Source organism: Streptomyces durhamensis (assembly GCF_000725475.1).
GTDB lineage: Bacteria > Actinomycetota > Actinomycetes > Streptomycetales > Streptomycetaceae > Streptomyces > Streptomyces filipinensis.
The window spans coordinates 56,178-80,104 of sequence record NZ_JNXR01000029.1 but is presented as its reverse complement, the minus strand read 5'-3'; the positions used below and the strand labels follow the sequence as shown (position 1 = coordinate 80,104).

The following is a 23,927-nucleotide window of genomic DNA, read 5'->3' as shown; positions in this document are numbered from 1 at the left end:
CGGGGGAGGGCGCGGAGTTGAGCCTGCGGCAGATGGAGTACTTCGTGACCGTCGTCCAGGAGGCGTCCTTCACCCGCGCGGCGGAGACCCTGCACGTCACCCAGCCCGCGCTCTCGCACCAGATCAAGGCGCTGGAGAAGTCGGTCGGCGGCGCCCTGCTGGAGCGCCTGGCCCGCGGCGTGCGCCTGACCCCCATGGGGCGGGCCTTCCTGCCGCACGCCGAACTCGCCGTCCGCAGCGCCGCGCAGGCCCGCCGCGCGGCGCGGGCCACCGCCGGAGCCGAGGGCGGCGAACTGCATGTCGCCACCCTGCACTCCCTCGCCGTCGGTGTCCTGCCCGACGTCTTCGCCCGCTGGCGCGCGGCCCGTCCCCGGGTCCTGCTGCGCCTGCACGAGTACGCCACCACCGAGGCGCTGGAGGAGGCCGTGCAGCGCGGCACCGCGGACCTCGCGTTCGGCCCCGGGCCCGCGGACCCCCCGGGCACGGTCGTACCGGTCGGCGAGGAGGAACTCGTCCTCGTGGTCCCCTTCGACGACCGGCTGGCGGGCCGTACGACGGTGACCCTGCCCGAACTCGCCGACCGCGCCTGGATCCGCTGCGCCATGGAACCCGTCGTGCACGGCGCGCGCTTCCTCGACTGGGCGTGCGGGCGGGCCGGGTTCGCGCCCCGGACCGCCGTGTGGACCGAGCACACCTCGACGGCCGTGCGGATGGCCGCGGCCGGTGTCGGGGTGTGCGTCGCGCCCTCCCACGTCGTGCGCGGTGCCGTCGGGGAGGACTGCATGGTCCTCAGCCCCGACCCGGCATGGAAGCGCCCCCTGACGGTCTACGCGCGCGTGCCGCCCACCGGGGCCGCCGCGGCCTTCGTCAACCTCCTGCGCACCACCTGGCCCGCTCTCGGGGACCTGCCGGAACAGCCGTACGAGGACTGCCCGCTGCCCGCCGCGCCCGTCCGCTGAGCCGCCTCACCCCTGCGCCACCCGCTCCAGCAGCACCACCGGCAGCCGGTCGAAGAGGTCCGCCACGCGCGCGTGCCCCGTGAACTCCCTGCCGTCGGTCAGCACGTCCGCCCAGCGGCCCGGCGGCAGGGTCAGCCCGGTGTCCCGCCAGCCGCCCGCCTCCGCGAGGCGCAGCGACAGCCGGGTCACCGCCGTGACCACCTCGCCGGAGCGCGCGAACGCCGCACAGTGCTCCGCCGCCGGGCCCTCGGCGGTGAGCGGTTCGTACGACGCGGACGTGCCGAAGGCGCCGGGGCGCCGGCCGCGCAGCCGCAGCGCCGCCGCCGTCAGCGCGTCCTTCTCCCCGGGCACCTCGGGCGGGAACGGCACCGAACGCCGGTTGTCCGGGTCGACCAGCGCCCGGTACTCGCCCTCCGTGCCCTGGTACACGTCCGGCACCCCCGGCATCGTCAGATGAACCAGGGCGGTGCCGAGCACGTTGGCCCGGATGTGCGGCTCCAGCGCCTTGCGGAACGCGGCCACGCGCGCGCCTGGCGCCCCGCACGGGCCGGCGGCGACGAACGAGGCCACCGCCTCCTCGTACGGCGGCTCCTGCTCCGTCCAGCTGGTGTACATGCCCGCCTCGCGCACATGCTTCAGCAGTGCCTGCCGCACCCGCTCCTCCTCCGCCGGCCCGAGCCCGAACACCGTCTGCCAGGCCGCCCAGGCCAGCTGCCCGTCCGGCACGCCCACGCCCTCCTCGGGCCCGGCCGCCTCGGCCAGCAGCCGCGTCCACCGGTCGGGGCACTCGGTGAGCACGGCCAGCGCCGCACGCACGTCGGCACTGCGCTTGGTGTCGTGCGTGGTGACCACCGTGCCGGTGGCCGGCCAGTCGCGCTGCACGCGCGCGCAGTACGCGTGGAAGTCCTCCGGGGACACCCCCGGACGGCCCGGATCGCCACCCACCTCGGTCGCCGACAGCAGCGGCACATAGCGGTAGAACGCCGTGTCCTCCACCGACTTGGCGCGCAGCGCCGACGCCGTCTGCGCGAACCGGGTACGGAACTCCACCCGGTCGGCGTGGTCCGGCGCCGACGGGTCACCGGGCGGCTCGACGAGCAGCCGCCGCACGATGGAGACGGCCTCCGCCTCCTCGGGCACCACGAAGGCCAGCCGCGCCTCGTCGGCGGCCTCCTCGGTGACGACGGCGGCCGTGTCACCGCAGGCGTACGGCCGGTACACCCGCATCCGTACCAGCAGCTCCTCCACGGCCGTGCGCAGTGCCCAGGGGGCCCGGTCGCGCAGCGCGAGGTCGGGCGAGGAGGCGCACAGCCGGGTGGCCACCCGGGTGAGCCGGTCGGTCTCCGCGGCCAGCTCGTGCGTGAGCACCTTGTAGGCAGCCCGCCGCACCGTCGCCTCCCAGTTGCCGCCCCGGTCCGTCTGCGGCGCCGCGAAGGCCCGGTAGCGGCCCAGCAGTTCGTACGCCCCCGTCTGGTCCGTGAACAGGCCGTCGACCTGGCGCAGGGCGTCGTAACCGGTGGTGCCCGCGACGGGCCAGGTCGCCGGCAGCCGCTCGCCGTCGGCGAGGATCTTCTCCACCACCGTCCAGCGCCCGCCGGTCGCCTCGTGCAGCCGGGCGAGGTACGCGTCCGGGTCGGCGAGCCCGTCGGGATGGTCGACGCGCAGCCCGTCGATCACGTCCTCGCGCAGCAGCTGGAGGATCTTGGCGTGGGTGGCGTCGAACACCTCCGGATCCTCCACCCGCAGCCCGATCAGCTCCGAGATGCTGAAGAACCGCCGGTAGTTCAGCTCCGTACGGGCCAGCCGCCACCACACCGGGCGGTACCACTGGGCGTCCAGCAGCTCCGGCAGCGGCAGCTCCGCGGTGCCCGCGCGCAGCGGGAAGGCGTGCTCGTGGTAGCGCAGTACGTCGCCGTCGACCACCAGGTGCTCCAGCTGTGAGCCGACCGGGGCGCCGAGCACCGGCAGCAGCACCCGCCCGTCCTGCGCCCCCCAGTCGATGTCGAACCAGCGCGCGTACGGCGAGCCGGGCCCCTCGCGCAGCACCTCCCACAGGGCGTGGTTGTGCCGGGGTGCCATCGCCATGTGGTTCGGCACGATGTCCACCACCAGGCCGAGACCGTGCTCCCGCGCGGTCCGTGCCAGCGACCGCAGGCCCTCCTCGCCGCCCAGTTCCTCGCGCACGCGCGCGTGGTCCACGACGTCGTAGCCGTGCGCGGAGCCGGGCACGGCCTCCAGGACGGGGGACAGGTGCAGGTGCGAGACGCCGAGCGACGCCAGGTACGGTACCGCCGCCGCGGCGGCGGCGAAGGGAAACGCGGGCTGGAGCTGCAGCCGGTAGGTGGCCGTGGGCACCTCCGGTCCGGGGCGCGCAGAAGTCATGGAAACCTACGTACCCCGTCGGCCGTCTTTCGTGTCATCGCCGCGCGCACGGACCCACGCGCCTAGTGGACGGGCAGCCCCCGCCAGGGGGCTGCCGCCACTGACGCGACGGGCCCGCTACGCCGGCCGCTGCAGCACGGTCAGGCTGCGGTCCGGCAAGGTGATCCGGTCGCCCGCCCCGACCTTCGTCCCCGACCCCGGCGGCACCCCGTCGGGCTGGGCCGTGTCGACGACGACCTGCCACTGCCGTCCGTGGTCGACCGGCACCACGAAGTCCAGCGGTGCCGGCGAGGCGTTGAACATCAGCAGGAACGAGTCGTCGGTGATGCGCTCCCCGCGCGCGCCCGGCTCGGAGATCGCGTTGCCGTTCAGGAACACCGTCAGCGCGGACGCCCGCGCCGAGTCCCAGTCCCGCTGGGTCATCTCGGTGCCCTCCGGGGTGAACCAGGCGATGTCGGAGAGATCGTCATGGGTGCCCTCCACCGGACGGCCGTGGAAGAAGCGGCGCCGGCGGAAGACGGGGTGGTCCCGGCGCAGCCACACCATCGCGCGCGTGAACTCCAGCAGACCACCGGCCGGATCGCCGCCGTCCTCGGGCCAGTGCACCCACGACAGGTCGTTGTCCTGGCAGTAGGCGTTGTTGTTGCCCCGCTGGGTGCGCGCGAACTCGTCGCCGTGGCTGATCATCGGCACGCCCTGGGACAGCATCAGCGTGGCGATGAAGTTCCGCATCTGCCGGGCGCGCAGCCGGAGCACCTCCGGGTCGTCCGTCTCGCCCTCCACCCCGCAGTTCCAGGACCGGTTGTGGCTCTCGCCGTCCCGGTTGTCCTCGCCGTTGGCCCTGTTGTGCTTGTGGTTGTACGCGACGAGGTCGTGCAGCGTGAAGCCGTCGTGGCAGGTGACGAAGTTGATCGAGGCCAGCGGGCGGCGGCCGTCGCCCTGGTAGAGGTCCGAGGAGCCGGTCAGCCGGGAGGCGAACTCCGCGAGCGCCCGCGGCTCACCCCGCCACAGGTCCCGCACCGTGTCCCGGTACTTGCCGTTCCACTCGGTCCACAGCGGCGGGAAGTTGCCCACCTGGTAGCCGCCCTCGCCCACGTCCCAGGGTTCGGCGATCAGCTTCACCTGCGAGACCACCGGGTCCTGCTGCACCAGGTCGAAGAACGACGACAGCCGGTCCACCTCGTGGAACTGCCGGGCCAGCGTGGCCGCGAGGTCGAAGCGGAAGCCGTCCACGTGCATCTCGGTGACCCAGTACCGCAGCGAGTCCATGATCAGCTGGAGCACGTGCGGGGACCGCATGAGCAGCGAGTTCCCGGTGCCCGTGGTGTCCATGTAGTAGCGCGGATCGTCCGCGAGCCGGTAGTACGACGCGTTGTCGATGCCCTTGAAGGACAGCGTCGGGCCCAGATGGTTGCCCTCGGCGGTGTGGTTGTAGACGACGTCCAGGATGACCTCGATCCCGGCCTCGTGCAGCGCCCGGACCGCCGACTTGAACTCCAGCACCTGCTGGCCGCGGTCGCCCCAGGAGGCGTACGCGTTGTGCGGGGCGAAGAAGCCGACGGTGTTGTAGCCCCAGTAGTTGCCCAGGCCCATGTCGGCCAGCCGGTGGTCCTGCACGAACTGGTGTACGGGCATCAGCTCCAGGGCCGTGACCCCGAGCTTGGTCAGATGGTCGATGAGCGCCGGATGGGCGAGCGCCGCGTACGTGCCCCGCAGCTCCTCCGGGAGCCCCGGGTGACGCATGCTCAGGCCCTTGACGTGGGCCTCGTAGATCACCGTGTGGTGGTACTCGGTACGCGGCGGCCGGTCGTCGGCCCAGTCGAAGTAGGGGTTGATCACCACCGACGCCATGGTGTGCGGCGCCGAGTCCAGGTCGTTGCGGCTGTCCGGAGCGCCGAAGTGGTAGCCGTACACCTCCTCGCCCCAGCGGATCGAGCCGCTGATCGCCTTCGCGTACGGGTCGAGCAGCAGCTTCGCGGAGTTGCAGCGCAGGCCGCGTCCGGGGTCGTACGGGCCGTGCACCCGGAACCCGTAGCGCTGTCCGGGCATCACGCCCGGCACATACGCGTGCCGCACGAACGCGTCGCTCTCGCGCAGTTCCACCGCCGTCTCCGAGCCGTCGTCGTGCAGCAGACACAGCTCTACTCGGTCCGCGGCCTCCGTGAAGACCGCGAAGTTGGTTCCGGCGCCGTCGTAGGTGGCGCCGAGCGGATACGCCTGTCCAGGCCAGACCTGCATGGATACGACTCTCCCAGGTGTGCCGCCGCCCTGGGGCCGCGTTGGCCCCCGAGTCTTGCCGAAAGTGACGGAACCTCCCGTGTCTTGCGTCCCTCTTACCCACCGACCAGTGCGCACGGCGGCTCTCGTACCCGCCGTGCGCCGAACCAGTGGGGCAACACGTACCCCCGTGAGAGTCACGGGGAGCAGGGGGAAATGTGCGTGAGTCAGTGCACCGCCATCTGGGCAAGTTAGTGGCAGGAGTGGCCGTCGCGACGGTGGGGACCGCCGCGATGGTCGCGATCACCCTGCCGGGCACGGCGGGGGCGGACGAAACGGGAGGGAGTAAGGGCGGCGGAACCCGGGCCGCGCAGCAGACGGGCCAGGGGGCGGACGGGACCCTGCCGGGCGTGGTGGAGCAGGCGCCGGCCGAGGGGAAGAAGGGCAAGGGCCTCGACCCGCTGACCGACGACGAGATCACGCGGGTCGAGAAGCTCGCCGTGAGCCGGCAGCTGTTCGACGCGACCCAGAACGTCAGGGGCGGGCGCGGCCCGGAGCGGCTCGACGTCCAGCTGGCCGAGCCGGAGGCCGACGAGGTCGACGACCCGAACGCACCCCGGCGTGCCGACGTCACGGTCTACGACTACCGGGACGACACTCTGGTCACCAGGACCGTCAACCTCGACACGGCCAAGGTCGAGCGGACCGCATCCCAGCACGGCGTCCAGCCGCCGCTGAGCCGCGCCGAGCAGACCGAGGCGGCCAGGGTGCTGATCGCCGACCCGCTGGGCGCGGGGCTGAAGGCGGACTACAAGGACGCCACCGGCAAGGAGCTCACCTCCCCGGACCAGCTGCAGCTCAGCAGCATGGTGTACCGGGCCGCACCCGGGGGGTCGGCTGCGGTGGCGAAGTGCGGCGAGCACCGCTGCACCCGCCTGTTCCCGAAGGTCAGGAACGGGCCCTGGATCGACGCGCGGAAGTTCGTGATCGACCTGAGCGCCCGCAGGGTCCTCCAGCTCGGCTGAGCCGGACTCCGTTCGCATTCCCACACCTTCCTCTCCTGTAAGGGAGTCACGTCTTCATGCGCGTCCACAGAATGAGCCGTGCTCGCAGGCGGGCGGTCATCGGTCTGTCCCTCGCCGCGTTGGCCGCCGGCGCGATGACCGGGGCGGGACCGGCCGCCGCCCGGCCGAAGGCCGCGGCCGCCCCGGCGCCCGACTGCAGCGCGGCCTACCGCATCGAACAGAAGCTCTCCACCGGGACGACCTGGCGCATGTGCTGGCGCTTCAACAGCACGTCCGGGATCATCCTGGAGGACATCTCCTACCAGCCGCCCGGCGAGTCCAAGCCGATCAAGGTCCTCAACAGCGCCAAGCTGGCCCAGATCCACGTGCCGTACGACGACGGCAAGGCCGAGTACAACGACGTGACGGAGTACAGCTTCGGCAACGGCCTGCTGAACCTGAAGCCCGCCGAATGCCCTGGCGGCAGCATCAAGACCGTCAAGGTCCGGGAGCCGCTGTACGCCGGCTCCCAGAACGTCCAGGGCCTGTGCGCCACGACCCGTTCCCGGGGCCACGCGTACCACATGCAGTCCGAGGACTCCGGCAAGGTCTACCAGGCCCAGGGCAAGGACCTGCTGCTCTACACCGTCAACAAGGTGAGCTGGTACGAGTACATCACCGAGTGGCGCTTCCAGGACGACGGCACCATCAGCATGAACGCCGGCGCGACCGGCAGTCTCGCGCCCGAGGACTACGACGCCGGCGACGGCCGCGGCTGGCCGATCGGCAAGGGCGCCCGCGACTACGCCGTCAGCCACAGCCACAACATCTTCTGGCGGCTCGACTTCGGGCTCGACGGCTCCTCCAAGACCCGGATCGAGCAGTACGACTCGAAGGTCAGCCCGCCCGCGGGCAGCCGGGGGCCGACCGACAAGACCACGCTCACGAAGGTCACCAGGGAACTCGCGGGCGACGCCCAGAACTCGCGCTGGTGGCGGGTGGTCAGCGCGACGGGCAAGAACAAGGACGGGCACGCGCGCTCGTACGAGCTCGTTCCGGGCGCCACCACCAAGTACCTGGGCCGCCCCTTCACCCGGCACGACGTGTACTTCACCGAGTACGACAAGTGCGAGCAGTACGCCAGCGGCAACCTGCCGGCCTGCGGCAACGGTCACCCCAGGTCCGTGGACGGCTGGGTCAACGGGCAGCCCCTGACCCACCCCATCATGTGGGTGAACGTGGGCTTCCACCACATCGTCCGCGACGAGGACCAGCAGCCGATGCCCGTCCACTGGCAGGGCTTCTCCATCGTCCCACGGGACGTGACCGCTATGAATCCGCTCACTCCGGCCGATCTGGCCGACATCAACGGGCATGTCGGCCGCGATAGTTGAGAAACAACCCTCTCCATCCGGCTGCACCGCCGACCCCTCGCGGAGTACCCTTCCTTGATCGTTGAGACGGGGAAGGTCCGGGGGAGCGGAAGGCGGTGCACGGGTGGGCTCGGGAGGGCTGGAGCTGCCCCCTGGTGACGAGGGTCACGAGGGGCACTCCGCAGACGTCCCGCCCGGCGCGGTGTCCCTGGCCCGCCCGATGGACGCGGGATCCATCGGGCCGGAGCTGGACTGGGACGCCGACGCCTGGCGCGAGGTGCGCACCCGCGCCCAGCGAGCCGGCCGGGCCTACATCTGGCTGAACCTCGTCGAGCAACGCCTGCGCGCGGTCGTGGCCGCCGTACTGCGGCCCATCTACGAACCCGTCCACGCGGACGACTGGGTGGTCGCCGCGGCCGGCCCGGCCGGGCAGGAGTGGGTGCAGCGCGCGGTCGCCGTCCGGGAGGTCAGCCGCCGCAAGGGCTACTTGCTCGACCCGGCCGACGACAACGTCCTCAGCTTCCTCACCCTGCCGCAGCTGCGCGAACTGATGGTCCAGCACTGGCCGTGCTTCGAGCCGTACTTCGACGAGCGCCGCGACCTCGAACTCGCCCTGGACGAGCTGGAGGTGACCCGCAACGTCGTCTCCCGCAACCGGGCGCTGTCGGAGGCGGTCCTGAACCAGGCCGAGCGCGCGTCCGCCAGGCTGCTGGAGATGCTCGGCGCCGGCGGTGACGTGCCCTCCGCGCGCCGGCTCCCGGTGGACGCGGTCGAGGACCTGGTCGGCGACCGGTACGCCGACGTGGTCGCCGTCCATCCGGACCGGGTGCGGCTGATGCGCCAGTTCCCGGCCGAGGACATCTTCGGCTCCGCCCGCCGCCTCGACGCCATCGGTATCGGCCTCAACCTGCTGGTGCAGAACTTCTCCGGCCGCCGTCTGGTCCGGCTCGCCGAGTCCGGCTGCCGGGTACGGCTGCTCTTCCTCAACCCGGCGTCCAGCTCGGTGAAGCGCCGCGAGCGGGAACTGGGGATGAAGCGGGGCGAACTGAGCCGGTCGGTCGAGATGAACATCCTGCACATGCGCCGGGTCCGCTCCCGGCTCCGCGACCCGGGCGCCTTCGAGATCCAGGTCTACGACGAGACACCGCGCTTCTCCGCCTACCTGGTGGACGGCGACGGCGCCGACGGCATCGCCGTGGTGCAGTCCTATCTGCGCGGGGCGCGGGGGATGGAGTCGCCGGTGCTGGTGCTGCGCAACGGCAGCAAGCTGGTCAAGTCGGACGATGTGGTCGAAGCGGGGCTCTTCCCTACGTACCGCGAGGAGTTCGAGCTGACTTGGGTGGATTCGCGCCCCGTGTCCTGAGGGGTGACCCGAACGGTCCGCCGGCACAAGCGGAACGCGAGCCTCGCATTGTCAGTGCCGCGTGCGATGGTGGAGGCCACCGGGGGAAAGCACCACCAAGAAGGGGGACCGCCCATGGGCTGGCACCGGGAGCTGCTGATCGGCTTCGACCTGGAGACGACCGGGACCGATCCGCGCGAGGCACGTATCGTCACCGGCGCGGTGATCGAGGTCAGAGCCGGTGAGCCCCTGGGGCGCAGGGAATGGCTGGCCGATCCGGGCGTGGAGATCCCGGCCGACGCGGTCGCGGTGCACGGCATCAGCAACGAGCGGGCGGCGGCCGAGGGCCGGCCGGCCGACCGGGTGGCCGACTCCATCGCCGACGTGCTGGCCGGGTACTGGAAGTCGGGCGTCCCGGTCGTCGCCTACAACGCCGCCTTCGATCTCACCCTGCTCTCCGCCGAGCTGCGCCGGCACGCCCTGCCGTCCCTCGCCGACCGCCTGGGCGGCGCCCCGCCCGCCCCGGTCGTCGACCCCTACACCATCGACCGCTGGGTCGACCGCTACCGCCGCGGCAAGCGGAACCTGGAAGCGGTGTGTGCCGAGTACGGCATATCCCTCGACGCGGCTCACACCGCCCCGGCCGACGCCCTCGCCGCGGCGCGGCTCGCGTCCGCGATAGCCGACCGCCACCCGAAGATCGCCGCACTGGGCCCGGCGGAGCTGCATCGACGCCAGATCCAGTGGTACGCGGAGTGGGCGGCCGACTTCCAGGCGTTCCTGCGCCGCAAGGGGGAGCCGGACGCGGTGATCGACGGCACCTGGCCGCTGCGGGAGCTGGCCGAGAGCCAGCCCGCGTAGGCCGTCCTCGGGTGCGGGCAGCGCGGTGGGCAGGCCTCAGAACGGATACCACCGCACCGTCTCGTCCCCGTCCCGCAACGACCCCACCCGCCGCCGGAACTCGGCCGACGCCTTCGGATTGCCCGGAGCGTGCTGGGCCACCCACGCACAGCTCGCCGTCTCCCGGGCCCCGCGGAGCACCCCGCACCCCTCCCACTCGCGCACATCCCACCCGTAGGCCTCGACGAACGACGCGTACGCCTCGTCCGGCAGGCCGTACCGGTCGTGGGACAGGGCCATGACCACCAGATCGTGCTCGCGCAGGTCGGCCGAGAAGGTCTCCAGATCCACCAGGACCGGCCCGTCCGGCCCGATGTGCACATTGCGGGGCAGCGCGTCGCCGTGGATCGGCCCCGGCGCCAGACGGGGCGTCAGCGCGGCCGCGGCAGCGGCGAAACCATCCCGGCGCACACGCAGATAGGCCGCGTCCTCGGCGTCGATCGCGTCGCCCGCGAGCCGCAGCCACCGCTCCACACCGCCCAGCAACTCACGGGGCGGCAACGCGAACGGGGGAGCGGGAAGCGCGTGCACGATCCGAAGCAGCCGCGCCAGGTCGCCCGGCTCGGCGAGACGCACGGGCTCGGGCAGCCGGTGCCACACGGTCACCGGATGGCCCTCGACCAGTCGCGGCTCCGGCTCGGCCGCCCGTACGGCCGGCACGCCCGCCTCGGCCAGCCAGCCGGCGATGTCCAGCTCGCGACGGGCCCGCTGAAGCAGCTCGGCGTCGCGCCCCACCTTCACCACCAGGTCGCCGGCGGCGAACACCGCGTTCTCGCCGAGTGCGAGGAGCCGCGCGTCCCGTGCCGGGCCCGGCAGCACCCCCGCCGCGGCCAGTACGTCCCGTGCCCGTGCCTCGTCCATCGTGCCGCCTCCGTGCCGTCCACCTGCGGTGCGTGTGCCGTACCCGGCCAGTCTTGCATTCGTCCAGGTCGAGCCGTGTGCGCGGTCCCTTGACGAGGTATCAGGCCTTCACGACCATGAACACGCCAACCGGAGCAGGCAAAGGGGCTGATTCCGTGACATCAGTGGCCGATGCGCGACGGCCGGGCGGTCGCCGCGCCGCCGGGCGGAGCGCCTGGTACCTCGTCCTGCCCGCGCTGATCCCGATCCTCCTGCTCAGCGTGGGCCCGCTGCTCTACGGCGTCCTGCTCGCCCTCACCGACGCCCAGTCCGGCCGCACCCAGGCCACCCGCTGGATCGGCGCCCTCAACTTCCGCGACCTCGTGCACGACACGCTCTTCTGGGAGTCGTTCCGTATCGGCCTGGTCTGGGCCGCCGGCGTGACCGTACCCCAGTTCCTGCTCGCACTCGGCCTGGCCCTGCTCCTCTCCCAGGGCCTGCGGCTGCGCGGACTGGCCCGCGCCCTCGCCATCGTGCCGTGGGCGATGCCCGAAGTCGTCGTCGGCATCATGTGGCGGCTCGTCTACGACCCGGACGCGGGCATCCTCAACGAGACCCTGCGCGACCTCGGCCTCGGCGACGGCCGCGACTGGCTCGGCGCCCTGGCCACCGCCCTGCCCGCGGTGATCGTCGTGGGTGTCTGGGCCGGCCTGCCGCAGACCACGGTCGCCCTGCTCGCCGGACTGCAGAACGTCCCGCGCGAACTCCACGAGGCCGCCGCGGTCGACGGCGCCGGTGCCTGGCGTCGCTTTCGCGCGGTCACCTGGCCCGCACTCAGACCGGTGGCCCTCGCCATCACCGCGCTCAACCTCATCTGGAACCTCAACTCCTTCGCCCTGGTCTACGTCCTCACCAGCGGCGGACCCGGCGGCAGGACCAGGCTGCCCTCGCTGTTCGCCTACGAAGAGGCCTTCCGCTACGGCCAGTTCGGCTACGCGGCCGCCATGGGATGCGTGCTCGTCGCCGTCGTCTCGGTGCTGCTCGCGGTGTTCCTGGCGGGCCGGCTGCGCGGAGGTGCACCGGCATGAGGACCCGCCGCACCGTACGCGCCGGACAGCACGCCGCCCTGCTCGGCTACCTGCTCTTCCTGGCCTTCCCGCTCCTGTGGCTGCTCTCCACCGCCCTGAAGTCCCCGCGCGAGCTGGGCAGTCTGCACCCGGCGTGGATCCCGCGCCATCCCACCCTCGCCAGCGTCCGGCAGGCCTTCCAGGAGCAGCCGCTCGCGCACGCCGCCCTCAACTCCCTGCTCGTGGCGCTCGCCACCGCCGTCGTCGCCGTCCTGCTCGCGACGCCCACGGCGTACGTCATGGCCCGGCACCGCACCCGGCTCGCCCGGGCCGCCACCGGATGGGTGGTGGTCAGCCAGGCCTTCCCCTTCGTGCTGGTGATCATTCCGCTCTTCCTGGTGCTGAAGAACCTGCGCCTCGTCGACTCCCTGACCGGTCTGGTGGTGGTGTACGTGGTGTGGGCGCTGCCGTTCGCGCTGTGGATGCTCCTCGGCCATGTGCGGGCCGTGCCCGCCGAACTGGAGGAAGCGGCGGCCGTCGACGGCGCCGGACGGCTGCGCACCCTCGTGTCGGTGACGGCGCCGCTCCTCGCGCCGGGCATCGCGGCGACGGCGCTGTTCGCGTTCGTCACCGCGTGGAACGAGTTCTTCTTCGCGCTGGTGCTCCTCAAGAGTCCCGGCAAGCAGACCCTGCCGGTCGTCCTCACCCACTTCATCGGCGCGGAGGGCGTGGCCGACCTGGGCCCGCTGGCCGCCGCGGCGTTCCTCGCCACGCTTCCCTCGCTGGCCGTCTTCGCCCTGCTACAGCGGAGGATCACGGCCGGCCTGCTCGCCGGGGCGGTGAAGAGCTGATGAGGACCCGTATGCCCCTGGCGCGCGCCTTCCTCCTCCCCCTCCTCGTCGTACTGCTGCTGCTCGCGGGCTGCTCGGCACCGGGCCGGCGCGCCGGCGGCCCGATCACCCTGCGCTTCCAGTCTCTCGCCTGGCAACAGGAGTCCGTCGCCGCGAACAAAGCCCTGGTCAGGGAGTGGAACGCGACCCACCCGGACGTCAGGGTCGATTACGTCCAGGGCAGCTGGGACAGCGTCCACGACCAGCTGCTCACCTCCTTCGAGGGCGGCGAGGCACCGGACGTCATCCACGACGCCTCCGACGACCTGGCCGACTTCGCCTACGGCGGCTATCTCGCCGACCTGACCGATCTGCTGCCGGCGCGCCTCCGGGCGGACATACCGCGGGCGAGTTGGGACACGGCCACCTTCGGGCGGGGGATCTACGGCGTGCCGTTCCTCCAGGAACCACGGGTGCTGATCGCCAACGCCACCTGGCTGCGCTCGGCGAAGGCGCGCATCCCGACCGCCGGGCATCCCTGGAGCTGGGCGGAGTTCCGGCAGGTGGCGAAGAGGCTGAGCGGGCCCGGCAGGTACGGCGTGGCCTGGCCGCTGAAGGAGCCCGTCTCCGCCACGCTCGACCTCTCCCTGTCGGCGGGCGGCAGGCTCTTCCACCGGGGTGCGGACGGCGGGGTGACCGTGCGCTTCACCTCCGGCGACGCGGTCGTGCCGAGCACGGTCCACGACCAGGTCGCCGTCGACCGCAGCGCCCCCGCCTCGACGCTGGGCAGCGGCGGCTCGGACACCCTGCCCGGCTTCTTCGGCGGCCGGTACGCGATGGTCCCGCTGGGCTTCTCCTACCGCCAGCAGATCGTGCAGCAGGCACCCGAAGGCTTCCGCTGGGAGGTGCTGCCCGCTCCCGCGGGAGCGTCCGGGCTCACCCAGGGCGTCAGCCCGCAGACCCTGTCCGTCTCCGCCGACTGCCCGCACAAGAAGGAGGCCGCCGCGTTCATCGCCTTCCTGCTGCGGCCGAAGAACATGGTCCGCCTCGCGCTCGGCGACTGGATGCTGCCCACCGGCACCCAGGCGCTGAGGGATCCCGCCCTGCACACCGCGCAGAACGGCTGGGCCACCGGCACGGCCCTGGCCGCCCACCTGCGCCCCGCGCCCGCCCAGTCCGTCCGCGGGTACCCCGAGTGGAAGGACAAGGTGGCCACCCCGGCCCTCCAGGAGTACTACAGCGGCGCGATCGGCCTCGCCGAGCTGCGCAGACGCCTGGTGAAGGACGGCAACGCGGTCCTGGCCCGCTATCAGCGCTGAACGGGGAGGGCCGGCGGGCGGACCGGAAAACGAATTGAACGAGACGTCTCGTCTCGTCTAGCCTCGGCGTCATGACCACTCCCGCCCACATCGCCATGTTCTCCATCGCCGCGCACGGCCACGTGAACCCCAGCCTGGAGGTGATCCGCGAACTCGTCGCCCGGGGCCATCGGGTCACGTACGCCGTCCCGCCGGCGTTCGCCGAGAAGGTGGCCGCCACCGGGGCCCGCCCCGTGCCCTACACCTCGACGCTGCCCGGACCCGACGCCGACCCGGAGGCCTGGGGGACCACGCTGCTGGACAACGTGGAGCCGTTCCTGGCGGACGCCGTCCAGGCGCTCCCGCAGCTCGTCGACGCCTACGCCGGCGACGAACCCGACCTCGTCCTGCACGACATCGCCTCCTACCCGGCCCGTGTCCTGGCCCACCGCTGGGGCGTCCCGGCGGTCTCCCTCTCCCCGAACCTCGTGGCCTGGGAGGGCTACGAGCAGGAGGTCGCCGAGCCGATGTGGGCCGAGCCGAGGAAGACCCCGCGCGGACAGGCGTACTACGCGCGGTTCGAGGCATGGCTGCGGGAGAACGGGATCACCCAGCACCCGGACCAGTTCGCCGGCCGCCCGTCGCGTTCGATCGTCCTCATCCCGAAGGCGCTGCAGCCGCACGCCGACCGGGTCGACGAGCGCGTGTACACCTTCGTCGGCGCCTGTCAGGGCGAGCGTTCCGACCAGGGCGGCTGGCAGCGGCCCGCCGGTGCCGAGAGGGTGGCGCTGGTGTCGCTGGGCTCGGCCTTCACCAAGCAGCCCGCCTTCTACCGGGAGTGCGTGCGCGCCTTCGCCGACCTGCCCGGCTGGCACCTGGTCCTCCAGATCGGCCGGCACGTGGACGCCGCCGAGCTGGGCGACGTACCGGACAACGTGGAAGTGCGCAGCTGGGTGCCGCAGTTGGCGATCCTGCGGCAGGCCGACCTGTTCGTCACGCACGCCGGGGCGGGCGGCAGCCAGGAGGGGCTGGCCACCGCCACGCCGATGATCGCCGTACCGCAGGCCGCCGACCAGTTCGGCAACGCCGACATGCTCCAGGGCCTCGGCGTCGCCCGGCGGCTGGACACCGAGGAGGCCACCGCCGACCGCCTCCGCGAGGCCGCGCTCGCCCTCGCGGACGACCCGGACGTGGCCCGCCGCCTGAAGGAGATCCAGGCGGAGATGGCCCGGGAAGGAGGAACCCGCCGGGCGGCGGACCTCATCGAGGCGGAACTGGCGGGCTGGACGCGGAAGTAGCTCGCCTGGCCCGCGTCTCACCGCCGCGTGGGGGGCGACCAGCCCCCCACGAACCCGCACCCGCGCCCGCCGTCGCGCACGCTCGCAGGGGCCCTGTCGTGCGGAGGACATGGGCTGTCCGTTCCGCCGTCAGCGCGGCGGTTTGTGATGACGAAACTTTGTTGAACAAGTCACAGGAGCGTGTAGAGGTTGATCCAGTGCCCGCTGATCGGCGAGAGTTTCGCGCAGCCCCGCCCCGCGCGGGGCCCGGCCGTCGTGCCCACCCCCACGGGGCACGACGGCCGTCTTAGGGTGGCTGGATGACGACCTATGCGGCGCTGTTGCGCGGAATCAACGTCGGCGGCAGCAAGAAGGTGCCCATGGCCGACCTCCGCGCACTGCTGACCGGCCTCGGCCACACCGGCGTACGGACCCATCTGCAGAGCGGCCAAGCCGTCTTCACCACCGGCCGCGGCGACGAGGAGTCGCTCGCCGCGGAGTTGAGCGGGGCGATCGAGGAGCGGTTCGGCTTCGCGGTCGGCGTGCTCGTGCGCGACCACACCTATCTGAAGGCGGTCGCCGAGGCCTGTCCGTTCCCGGCGGCCGAGCTGCAGCCCAAGCAGCTGCACGTCACCTACTTCTCCGCACCGGTCGCCCCGGACCGCTTCGCCGGCATCGACGCCGCGGCGTTCGTCCCCGAGGAGTTCCGCCTCGGCGACCGCTGCCTGTACCTGTACGCCCCGGAGGGCCTCGGCCGCTCCAAGCTCGCCGAGGCCCTGTCCCGTCCGCGCCTGAGCCAGGGCCTGATCGCCACGAGCCGGAACTGGAACACCGTGCTCAAGCTCGTCGAGCTGACGGCTGAGGAAGCCTGACGGTCCGCGGGCCCAGGAACGGCGCGTGGGACACGATCTGGCGGGGTACGGCCAGCCGCGGGTCGGTGCTCAGGCGGCGCAGCTCCCCGTCGGTGCCGGCCGCCGCCACCGTGTCGAGCAGCGCGAGGTCGTCCTCGGCGAGGTGACCGTCCCACGGGCCCCAGTCGTCCCAGGGCAGCGGTTCGGTGCCGGTCCGGGCGGCCAGGTCCAGGACGACGCTGTGCGCCACCGGATCCAGGCCGCGCAGGCCCGGCACGGCCCAGACGCCGAAGGTCTCCCAGCCCGCCTCCCCGGCCCGGCAGGCCCGCCATGCCCGCCCGGCGACGAGGAACCGGTCCCGGGGCACGTCCAGCGGGTCGAACGGCACGCCGTAGCCGGGGTGGAGGACCTGCGGATCGGCCAGCCGCCAGGCACCGTCCGGAAGTTGGTACTCGGTCACCCAGTGGTCGTCGTGGAAACCGGCGACGAAGTAGGTGGCGTAGCCGCCCCGGACCCGGGCCGGGGTGCCGGTGGTCCGCAGCAGGGAGCACAGCAGCAGCGCGTAGTCCCGGCACGTGCCGACGAAGCGCTGGTCGTAGGGGCGTTCCTCGGTGAGCGGGCCGGTTCCGCGCTCGCGCAGGATGCGCAGGATCTCCGTGACGTACCGGGACTCGGCGTCGTGTTCCAGCCGTTCCCCCGGGATGGCGTACCCGAACCGCGCCCCCTCCAGCCGGTGCAGGATCAGCCCGCGCACCAGCTCCGCGAGCCGGCGCGGATCACGGGGCAGGGCGGCGGCGTCCAGGTCCCCCGGGTCGCTGTACGGCGTGTGCCGCAGAGAGAAGTCGTCCATGTCCCCGCACGCTTCTCCTTGACCCAGGGGCAAGGTCAAGCACCCGTACCCGTCTGACCCGCGTGTGCGAGGCTCTGCTCCATGCGCTACATCATCATCGGGGCGGGAGCGGTCGGCGGGACCGTCGGCGGGCGGCTGGCCCAGGCCGGGCGTGAGGTCGTCCTCGTCGCTCGCGGCAGGCATCTGGCGGAACTGGCGGCGCACGGGCTGCGACTGCGCGTGCCGGAAGGGGAGTTGACGTACCGGCTGTCCGCCGTCGACGGGCCCGGGCCGCTCGGCGGGCTGCGCCCCGACGACGTCCTCGTCCTCGCCGTGAAGACGCAGGACACCGTGTCCGCCCTGGGGGCCTGGGCCGACGCGCCCGTCGCGGGCGGTGGCACGGCGGCCGAACGGCTGCCGCTGGTGTGCCTGCAGAACGGCGTGGAGAGCGGACGGCTGGCACTGCGCCGCTTCCGTCGGGTGTACGGCGTCTGCGTCTGGCTGCCCTCGGCCTTCGAGGAGCCCGGCGTCGTCTCCGCCGCCGGCAGCCCGCTCACCGGCATCCTGCACCTCGGCCGCCTTCCGCACGGCACCGACGACACCGCCCGCCGGATCGCCGCCGACCTGGCGGACGCCCGCTTCGAGGCACCGGTCGTGCCCGACGTGGCCCGCTGGCAGTACGCCAAGCTGCTGGCGAACCTCAGCAACGCCATCGAGGCGCTGACCGGAACCCGCGACACCGAGCCCGCCCAGGCGCTGTACGCGCGCGTGCGGGCCGAGGGGGCCGCCGTCCTCGCCGCCGCCGGGATCGGGTACACGAGCGCCGAGGAGGAGCGCGCGGCGCGCGACGGCAAGGTCACCCTCGTGCCGCTGGACGGCGGTCCGCGCGGCGGCGGCTCCTCCTGGCAGTCCCTCGCCCGGGGCACCGGCACCATCGAGGCCGACTACCTCAACGGTGAGATCGTCCTGCTGGGCCGGCTGCACGGCGTACCGACCCCGCTGAACGAACTGCTCCAGCGCCTCGCCGACCGGTTCGCACGGGAGCGCCGGGCCGCCGGATCGCTGCCGCTCGCCGACCTGATCCGCCTGGCGGACGAGGCGGCGACACCGACCGACTGACCCCGGCTCCCCACCGGGCGGTCCCCGCGGAGCGGCCGGCGCCAGTTGATCTTCCGGTCGGATTGGCGTTTGGTAGGCCCCGGACGGGCGCGGGCCGCCAGGCTCGCCGGAGGGGCACGGGGGAGAAGTGGACGACTTCACGGGGGACACCGAGCGGCGGCTCGCGGCGCGCTTCGAGGCGGACCGGACGCATCTGACGGCCGTGGCCCACCGGCTGCTCGGCTCGGCCGCCGAGGCCGACGACGCTCTGCAGGAGGCCTGGCTGCGGGCCCGGCAGGCCGACCTCGACGCCGTGCAGAACCTCACCGGCTGGCTGACCACCGTGGTGACCCGGGTCTGCCTCAACCTGCTGCGGGCCCGGCGCAACCGGCGCGAGGACTTCCTCGACGCCTACGACCACGACCATGCCCACGACGCCCCGTCGGTCCCCGCCGAGGCCGGCGACCCCGCCCGGGAGGCGCTGCTGGCCGACGAGGTCGGGGTCGCGCTGCTGGTCGTCCTCGACACCCTCGGCCCGGCCGAGCGGGTCGCCTTCGTGCTGCACGACATGTTCGCCGTGCCGTTCGAGGAGATCGCCCCGCTGATCGAGAAGACCCCGGCCGCCACCCGACAGCTGGCCAGCCGGGCCCGCCGCCGGGTCCAGGGCCGGCCGCCCGCGCGCGCCGCCGACGCCGCACGCCGCCACCGCGCCGTCGAGGCGTTCCTCGCCGCCACCCGCGGCGGTGACTTCACGGCCCTGGTCGCCCTGCTCGACCCGGACGTGGTGCTGCACGCCGACGCGCTCGTCGTACCCACATCCCAGCCGGTCACGGTGCGCGGCGCCGAGCCCGTCGCCCAGGGCGCCATGGCGGCCGTGGCCCGCGCCCGGTTCACCGGAGTCGCCCTGCTGGACGGGGAGTTCGGGCTGGTCATGGCACCGCACGGGCGGCCGCGTCTGGTCCTGGCCTTCGCCTTCGGCACGGCCGGCCGGATCACCCGGATCGACGTCGTGGCGGAGCCGGAACGCCTGCGCGGGACGCGGATCGCCGTCGTGGACCCGGAGTACCCGGCCGGGCACGCGGAGGCCGGGCGCACCGAAGAATTGGACCAGTGATCAAAGGAGGCATTGGGGCGGGACACTGCGCCAATGCGGGACTAGCGTCGTCGGTATGACGCACCGTGACACCGCCACCGAGCCCGCCCCGACCCGGATCGACTTCTTCTTCGACCCGGCCTGCCCCTTCGCCTGGATCACCTCCCGCTGGCTGCTGGAGGTCGAGCGCCAGCGCCCGCTCGACCTCCGGTTCCGGGTGATGAGCCTGTATCTGCACAACACGGGCAACGAACTCCCCGACTGGTACCGGGACCTGGTGGACCGGTCGATCGGCCCGGTGCGGGTCGCCGTGGCCGCCGCCGAACGGCACGGCGAGAAGGTGCTGCGCGACCTGTACACCGCGTTCGGCACCCGCATCCACGAACGCGGCACCGAGGACTTCGACCAGGTGATCACCGAGTCGCTGGCCGAACTCGGGCTGCCCGCCGAGCTGTCGGCCGCCGCCCACGACCCCTCGCACGACGCCGCCGTGCGCCGCAGCCACACGGCCGGCGCCGAGCCGGACTCGGGCGGCTACGTGGGCACACCGACCCTGCACATCGACGGCACGGTGTGGTTCGGGCCCGTACTGCGCGCGATCCCGCGCGGCGCCGACGCGGCCCGACTCTTCGACAGTTTCCGGGTGCTGGCCGGCCACCCCGACCTCTTCGAGGTCAAGCGCACCCGCACCGGCGCCCTCCGCTTCGACTGACCCGCAAGCACAGTGGCCGATAAGCGCCCCTCGTGCCCGCCGAGTTCGCCGGCCGAGTGACACACGGGCCACGACGGGCGCAGAACGAAGAGCCGCCGCGGTCCGACGTCACAGGGGAACGCCGGACCCGGCGGCCTCTATCACGCAAACGTGCCCCAGGGCCAGCGCTCACCGAACTCCGCGACAAACCCGACGGGTTGTCCCTAGGGTGAAGCGCGCCGACGGCCGGAGGGGGCGTATGAGCGTGACGGACAGACCATCACCGGCGCTGCCGCGGTACGCACGAGCACCCCGGCGCACCTCGACGACCACGCCGCCCACGACGCCTCCCGCGACGCCGGCCGGACGCTCTCCGAAGACCGGCCCGACGCCCCCGAGCCGGGCCACGGTACCGGCCTCGCCCGCCTCGAAGCGGTCGTACCGTCCTCGCTCCACGTCGGCGTCCGGGGCGGGTCAACGGACAGCGGTCACCCGGATGGGTGGCGATTTTCGGACGTCATCGCCCCGCACATCCCCGTGGCATGCCACCTGGAGAGCCTCTGCGCTCCGCGGGGGCCGCGGGCGGAGAACCGGCCCCCCGTCCCCGGCGGCACACACACCCCCGGCGTCGGTAACGTCGGCGGTCCCGGCATCTCCGGCCGGTCAGGCTCAACCGCCCACTCCCTAGGGCCCGTTCGGGCCACAAACGAGGACAGGACATGAGCACCTACAACTTCGGAAACCTCAACGGCCCCGCCGGCTTCAGCGACTACGGCGGCATGGACATCAAGAACGGCACCTACGACCTCGACACGCTCATGGCCGTCGCCGAGCGGCTCACCGGTGCACTGCGCGCCGAGTACCCCGGGCTGGCCGGGTGGGGCGAGAGGATCCAGGCCGAGCTGGCGCTGTCCGCCGAGGACGGTCTGCCGCCCAACCGGGGCCGGATCCGCACCGCGCTGGAGTCCGTCGCCGTCGCGGCGGGGGCCGGCACCGGCAGCCTCACCTTCACCCGGCAGCTCACGCACGCGCTCGGCCTGTGACCGGCCGGAGCCCCGCCGCCACGGGGCCCCGACGCCGCTTCGAGCGGCCCCGCCCCCGCACGATCGCGCGCGGCCCGCGGCCGAGATCCCGTTCCGGACCCGACCCCAGCGGCACCGGCTGACCGGGCCCGGCCTTCCGCACGGTGTGCGCCGCAGCGGGTGTCGCGCCGGGTCTCGTCCCGCCGCCGCCGTCACCGCGGGACGAGACCCGGCCGCCGCCGGCAGCCGGCTGCTCGACCGGTGTGCGGGGCCCGGCGTGCGGGCCGGACCGGTCCGGCGACGGCGGGTCCCCGGCGCAGGCCTCGCGGACCCGGGGGGGACCTACCGCCCGTCCAGGGCCGTGAACCGCAGGGGCAGGGCGGAACGGTCAGGCGTCGAGCGCCGCCGGCACCGTCACCCGCCCGGCGTCGACAGGCCCGTCAGGCATCAGGCACCCAGCGCCGCCAGTGCCGGCCGGCAGGCCGCGTCGTAGCGTTCCAGCAGCACCCGCGCCACCTCGGGCGCCGGACCCAGCACGTCCGCCAGTACGTCGGCCCCGGCCGCGCCCCGTGCGATGCGGTCCGGCAGGAAACCGGGGGCCAGGACGTACGGCGCGACGGCGACCCGCTCGCAGCCGAGGGCGCGCAGTTCGCGCACCGCGTCCTCGGTGCGCGGAAGGGATGCGGAGGCGAACGCAGGCCGCACGGCGCACCAACCGGTCCGCCACCACTCCCGCGCGATGTCGGCGATCACTGCGATCGCCTCCGGGTCGGAGGACCCCGCCGAGGCCAGTACGACCCCGGTCGAGGACTTGTCGGCGGGCGTCAGCCCCGCCTCGTACAGCCGCCGTTCCAGTGCCGACAGCAGCAGCGGGGAGGGACCGAGCACGTCCGCCTGGCGGATCCGCAGCCGCGCCGGCGCCTCCCGCAGCACGGCGGGGATGTCGGCCTTGGCGTGGAAGGCGCGGGTCAGCAGAAGGGGAAGAGCCACGACGTCCCGCACGTCCTGCGCCGCCAGCGACTCCAGCACCCCGCCCACGGACGGGACGTTGAAGTCCAGGAACCCGGTCTCCACCCGCAGCCCCGGCCGCAGCGACCGCACCCGCTCCACGAGGGCGTGCACGGTCGCCGCGTGCCGCGGGTCGCGGCTGCCGTGGGCGATCAGGAGGAGAACCGGGGCGCCCATGTCAGCCCTTCACCAGCAGGCCGCGGCTGCGCAGCACCCACCGCTCCAGCGGGCTGAAGATCAGCAGGTCGATGGCGATACCGACGAACAGGATGAGCAGGATCGCCTCGAACACCATGGCCATGTCGCTGGCGGTGCGGGCGTTCTCCAGCAGCTGACCGAGGCCCACGCCGAGGTCCGGGAAGCTGGCGATGATCTCCGCGGCCATCAGCGAACGCCAGGAGAACGCCCAGCCCTGCTTCAGGCCCGCCACATAGCCGGGCAGCGCGGCCGGCAGGGTCACGTGCCAGATGCCCCTCACGCCCGTCGCCCCCATGGTGCGGCCCGCGCGCAGGAACAGCGGCGGCACCTGGTCCACGCCGGACACCAGGCCGTTGGCGATGGACGGCACCGCGCCCAGCAGGATCACCGCGTACATCATCGAGTTGTTCAGGCCCAGCCAGATCACGGCCGGCGGCACCCACGCCACCGACGGCAGGGACTGCAGACCGGACAGGATCGGGCCGATGGCCGCGCGCACGAACCGCACCCGTGCCACCAGCAGGCCCAGCGGGGTGCCGATCAGCAGCGCGAAGGCGAAGCCCAGCAGACCCCGCGAGACGCTGGTCCAGATGTAGCCGATCAGGTCGCCCTTCAGCCAGGCGTCCTTGAACGCGCCGCCCACGGCCGTCGGCGAGGGCAGCTTGGCGGGGTTGTCGACGACCGGGTAGAGCAGCGACCAGGCCGCGAGGACCACCGCGACGGCGATGACCGGCGGCAGGATCTTGTTGACGAAGGTCTGCCGGAGGGGCGGACGGCCGGTGGCCGTGGTCTCCAGTGCGTCCAGGCCCGCCTCGACGCTCCCGGCGTCCTGGACCGGTGTCGTCTCAGTGCTGGCCATGTCGGCGGATCTCCCCACGCAGTACTTCGGTGATCTCGATGGACAGTTCCGCCACGGGGGCGTCCTCGATGCGGCGCGGCTGCGGGATGTCGACCTGCCACTCGCGCGCGATCCGGCCCGGCCGGGAGGAGAGCAGGACGACCCGCTGGGCGAGCCGTACCGCCTCGCGCACGTTGTGCGTGACGAACAGCACCGACAGGCCGGTCTCCGCCCAGATGCGGGTCAGCTCGTCGTGCAGCACGTCCCGGGTGATGGCGTCCAGCGCCGCGAACGGCTCGTCCATCAGCAGCAGGTTGCTCTCCTGGGCCAGCGCGCGGGCCAGCGCCACGCGCTGCCGCATGCCGCCGGACAGTTCGTGGACGCGCTTGCCGTACGCGCCCTTCAGCCGGACCAGTTCGAGCAGCTCCTCGGTCTTGCCGCGCCGCTCGGACTTCGCAACTCCCCTGAGTTTCAGGGCGAGTTCTATGTTCTTGCCCGCGGTCAGCCACGGGAAGAGGGCGTGCTCCTGGAACATGAGGGCCGGGCGGCCGTCCGTCGTGATGGAGCCGGCGGTCGGCCTGTCCAGACCGGCCACCAGGTTGAGCAGGGTGGACTTGCCGCAGCCCGAGGCCCCCAGGAGGGTGACGAACTCGCCGGGCGCGACATCGATGCTGATGTCGTCCAGGACGAGCTGCTGCCCGCCGGGTGTCGCGAAGGACTTCGAGACATGCTCGAGGCGTGCCGCGTACGCGACCGACTCGGCGGCCTTGGCGAGAGTCGTGGCCATGGTCGTCACCTCCTGGGGAATCG

General features: G+C 73.0%; 20 protein-coding genes and 1 pseudogene. 14 read left to right on the top strand and 7 right to left on the bottom strand.

The features are described 5' to 3' along the window. Positions 1-17: 17 nt before the first annotated feature. Complete coding sequence (locus IO33_RS0133650; protein WP_031172104.1) at positions 18-959, top strand: LysR family transcriptional regulator; 942 nt, start codon at positions 18-20, stop codon at positions 957-959. A 6-nt stretch (positions 960-965) separates the two neighbouring features. Here the strand turns inward: IO33_RS0133650 and treY are convergent, their stop codons facing one another. Further along, the gene (treY, locus tag IO33_RS0133645) at positions 966-3,341 is read right to left on the bottom strand and encodes a malto-oligosyltrehalose synthase (protein ID WP_209438956.1); all 2,376 of its coding nucleotides are present in this window, start codon (positions 3,339-3,341) and stop codon (positions 966-968) included. 117 nt (positions 3,342-3,458) lie between these two features. Continuing rightward, positions 3,459-5,579, bottom strand: coding sequence for a glycogen debranching protein GlgX (gene glgX, locus IO33_RS0133640; RefSeq protein ID WP_031172102.1), 2,121 nt, complete (start codon positions 5,577-5,579; stop codon positions 3,459-3,461). 197 nt (positions 5,580-5,776) lie between these two features. Between glgX and IO33_RS0133635 the strand changes: the two genes are divergently transcribed. From IO33_RS0133635 to IO33_RS0133620, 4 genes are all read left to right on the top strand, one after another. Continuing rightward, entirely contained in the window at positions 5,777-6,583 is an 807-nt protein-coding gene (locus IO33_RS0133635; RefSeq protein WP_031172100.1) for a hypothetical protein, read from the top strand. Positions 6,584-6,639: 56 nt separating this feature from the next. Continuing rightward, positions 6,640-7,956, top strand: coding sequence for a copper amine oxidase (locus IO33_RS0133630; protein ID WP_031172097.1), 1,317 nt, complete (start codon positions 6,640-6,642; stop codon positions 7,954-7,956). Between the two features lie 103 nt (positions 7,957-8,059). Beyond that, positions 8,060-9,298 (top strand): SAV2148 family HEPN domain-containing protein, encoded by a 1,239-nt coding sequence (locus IO33_RS0133625; protein WP_031172095.1) that lies wholly within the window; start codon positions 8,060-8,062, stop codon positions 9,296-9,298. Between the two features lie 114 nt (positions 9,299-9,412). Continuing rightward, positions 9,413-10,138, top strand: a complete 726-nt coding sequence (locus IO33_RS0133620) for a 3'-5' exonuclease (RefSeq protein WP_031172093.1) — start codon at positions 9,413-9,415, stop codon at positions 10,136-10,138. A gap of 36 nt (positions 10,139-10,174) precedes the next feature. Here the strand turns inward: IO33_RS0133620 and IO33_RS0133615 are convergent, their stop codons facing one another. Then, positions 10,175-11,038 (bottom strand): phosphotransferase enzyme family protein, encoded by an 864-nt coding sequence (locus IO33_RS0133615; RefSeq protein WP_031172091.1) that lies wholly within the window; start codon positions 11,036-11,038, stop codon positions 10,175-10,177. A 155-nt stretch (positions 11,039-11,193) separates the two neighbouring features. Here IO33_RS0133615 and IO33_RS0133610 point away from each other — a divergent pair, with 155 nt between their 5' ends. The 5 genes and pseudogenes from IO33_RS0133610 (at position 11,194) to IO33_RS0133590 (ending at position 16,361) form a co-directional block, all read left to right on the top strand. Next, positions 11,194-12,105, top strand: a complete 912-nt coding sequence (locus tag IO33_RS0133610) for a carbohydrate ABC transporter permease (RefSeq protein ID WP_031172089.1) — start codon at positions 11,194-11,196, stop codon at positions 12,103-12,105. Next, positions 12,102-12,935 (top strand): carbohydrate ABC transporter permease, encoded by an 834-nt coding sequence (locus IO33_RS0133605; RefSeq protein ID WP_031172087.1) that lies wholly within the window; start codon positions 12,102-12,104, stop codon positions 12,933-12,935. The genes IO33_RS0133610 and IO33_RS0133605 overlap by 4 nt, the downstream gene beginning before the upstream one ends. Further along, entirely contained in the window at positions 12,935-14,233 is a 1,299-nt protein-coding gene (locus IO33_RS0133600; protein WP_037686627.1) for an ABC transporter substrate-binding protein, read from the top strand. Before IO33_RS0133605 ends, IO33_RS0133600 begins: the two co-directional genes overlap by 1 nt. Next, positions 14,223-15,510: pseudogene (mgt, locus tag IO33_RS0133595) on the top strand (macrolide-inactivating glycosyltransferase). The gene IO33_RS0133600 and the pseudogene mgt overlap by 11 nt, the downstream one beginning before the upstream one ends. Positions 15,511-15,809: 299 nt before the next feature. Next, a complete protein-coding gene (locus IO33_RS0133590; RefSeq protein ID WP_031172080.1) occupies positions 15,810-16,361 on the top strand; it encodes a DUF1697 domain-containing protein in 552 nt (183 codons plus the stop codon). Here IO33_RS0133590 and IO33_RS0133585 read toward each other — a convergent pair. Further along, on the bottom strand, positions 16,327-17,190 hold the full coding sequence (locus IO33_RS0133585) for a transglutaminase-like domain-containing protein (protein WP_031172078.1): 864 nt from the start codon (positions 17,188-17,190) through the stop codon (positions 16,327-16,329). The two genes, IO33_RS0133590 and IO33_RS0133585, sit on opposite strands and share 35 nt — an antisense overlap. A gap of 81 nt (positions 17,191-17,271) precedes the next feature. Between IO33_RS0133585 and IO33_RS0133580 the strand changes: the two genes are divergently transcribed. The 4 genes from IO33_RS0133580 to IO33_RS0133565 all read left to right on the top strand — a co-directional run bounded on the left by IO33_RS0133580 (position 17,272) and on the right by IO33_RS0133565 (position 21,094). Further along, positions 17,272-18,288: a ketopantoate reductase family protein gene (locus IO33_RS0133580; protein WP_031172077.1), complete on the top strand. Its 1,017-nt coding sequence runs from the start codon at positions 17,272-17,274 to the stop codon at positions 18,286-18,288. Positions 18,289-18,415: 127 nt separating this feature from the next. Beyond that, positions 18,416-19,381, top strand: coding sequence for a sigma-70 family RNA polymerase sigma factor (locus IO33_RS0133575; protein WP_051927117.1), 966 nt, complete (start codon positions 18,416-18,418; stop codon positions 19,379-19,381). 55 nt (positions 19,382-19,436) lie between these two features. Further along, a complete protein-coding gene (locus tag IO33_RS0133570; protein ID WP_031172073.1) occupies positions 19,437-20,072 on the top strand; it encodes a mycothiol-dependent nitroreductase Rv2466c family protein in 636 nt (211 codons plus the stop codon). Between the two features lie 698 nt (positions 20,073-20,770). Further along, entirely contained in the window at positions 20,771-21,094 is a 324-nt protein-coding gene (locus IO33_RS0133565; protein ID WP_031172071.1) for a hypothetical protein, read from the top strand. Between the two features lie 426 nt (positions 21,095-21,520). Here the strand turns inward: IO33_RS0133565 and IO33_RS0133560 are convergent, their stop codons facing one another. The 3 genes from IO33_RS0133560 to IO33_RS0133550 are packed head-to-tail and all read right to left on the bottom strand — an operon-like array spanning position 21,521 to position 23,904. After that, positions 21,521-22,258: a sirohydrochlorin chelatase gene (locus IO33_RS0133560; protein WP_031172068.1), complete on the bottom strand. Its 738-nt coding sequence runs from the start codon at positions 22,256-22,258 to the stop codon at positions 21,521-21,523. Between the two features lies 1 nt (position 22,259). Then, the gene (locus IO33_RS0133555; protein ID WP_031172066.1) at positions 22,260-23,138 is read right to left on the bottom strand and encodes an ABC transporter permease; all 879 of its coding nucleotides are present in this window, start codon (positions 23,136-23,138) and stop codon (positions 22,260-22,262) included. Further along, positions 23,125-23,904 (bottom strand): ABC transporter ATP-binding protein, encoded by a 780-nt coding sequence (locus IO33_RS0133550; RefSeq protein WP_031172064.1) that lies wholly within the window; start codon positions 23,902-23,904, stop codon positions 23,125-23,127. The genes IO33_RS0133555 and IO33_RS0133550 overlap by 14 nt, the downstream gene beginning before the upstream one ends. Positions 23,905-23,927: the final 23 nt, after the last annotated feature.

Excerpts from the sequence above, each read along its gene's own strand:
- treY (WP_209438956.1), bottom strand. The coding sequence starts at position 3,341 with ATGACTTCTGCGCGCCCCGGACCGGAGGTGCCCACGGCCACCTACCGG.
- IO33_RS0133570 (WP_031172073.1), top strand. The coding sequence starts at position 19,437 with ATGACGCACCGTGACACCGCCACCGAGCCCGCCCCGACCCGGATCGAC.
- IO33_RS0133600 (WP_037686627.1), top strand. The coding sequence starts at position 12,935 with ATGAGGACCCGTATGCCCCTGGCGCGCGCCTTCCTCCTCCCCCTCCTC.
- IO33_RS0133555 (WP_031172066.1), bottom strand. The coding sequence starts at position 23,138 with ATGGCCAGCACTGAGACGACACCGGTCCAGGACGCCGGGAGCGTCGAG.
- IO33_RS0133585 (WP_031172078.1), bottom strand. The coding sequence starts at position 17,190 with ATGGACGACTTCTCTCTGCGGCACACGCCGTACAGCGACCCGGGGGAC.
- IO33_RS0133560 (WP_031172068.1), bottom strand. The coding sequence starts at position 22,258 with ATGGGCGCCCCGGTTCTCCTCCTGATCGCCCACGGCAGCCGCGACCCG.
- IO33_RS0133590 (WP_031172080.1), top strand. The coding sequence starts at position 15,810 with ATGACGACCTATGCGGCGCTGTTGCGCGGAATCAACGTCGGCGGCAGC.
- glgX (WP_031172102.1), bottom strand. The coding sequence starts at position 5,579 with ATGCAGGTCTGGCCTGGACAGGCGTATCCGCTCGGCGCCACCTACGAC.
- IO33_RS0133550 (WP_031172064.1), bottom strand. The coding sequence starts at position 23,904 with ATGGCCACGACTCTCGCCAAGGCCGCCGAGTCGGTCGCGTACGCGGCA.
- IO33_RS0133565 (WP_031172071.1), top strand. The coding sequence starts at position 20,771 with ATGAGCACCTACAACTTCGGAAACCTCAACGGCCCCGCCGGCTTCAGC.
- IO33_RS0133580 (WP_031172077.1), top strand. The coding sequence starts at position 17,272 with ATGCGCTACATCATCATCGGGGCGGGAGCGGTCGGCGGGACCGTCGGC.
- IO33_RS0133605 (WP_031172087.1), top strand. The coding sequence starts at position 12,102 with ATGAGGACCCGCCGCACCGTACGCGCCGGACAGCACGCCGCCCTGCTC.
- IO33_RS0133620 (WP_031172093.1), top strand. The coding sequence starts at position 9,413 with ATGGGCTGGCACCGGGAGCTGCTGATCGGCTTCGACCTGGAGACGACC.
- IO33_RS0133615 (WP_031172091.1), bottom strand. The coding sequence starts at position 11,038 with ATGGACGAGGCACGGGCACGGGACGTACTGGCCGCGGCGGGGGTGCTG.
- IO33_RS0133630 (WP_031172097.1), top strand. The coding sequence starts at position 6,640 with ATGCGCGTCCACAGAATGAGCCGTGCTCGCAGGCGGGCGGTCATCGGT.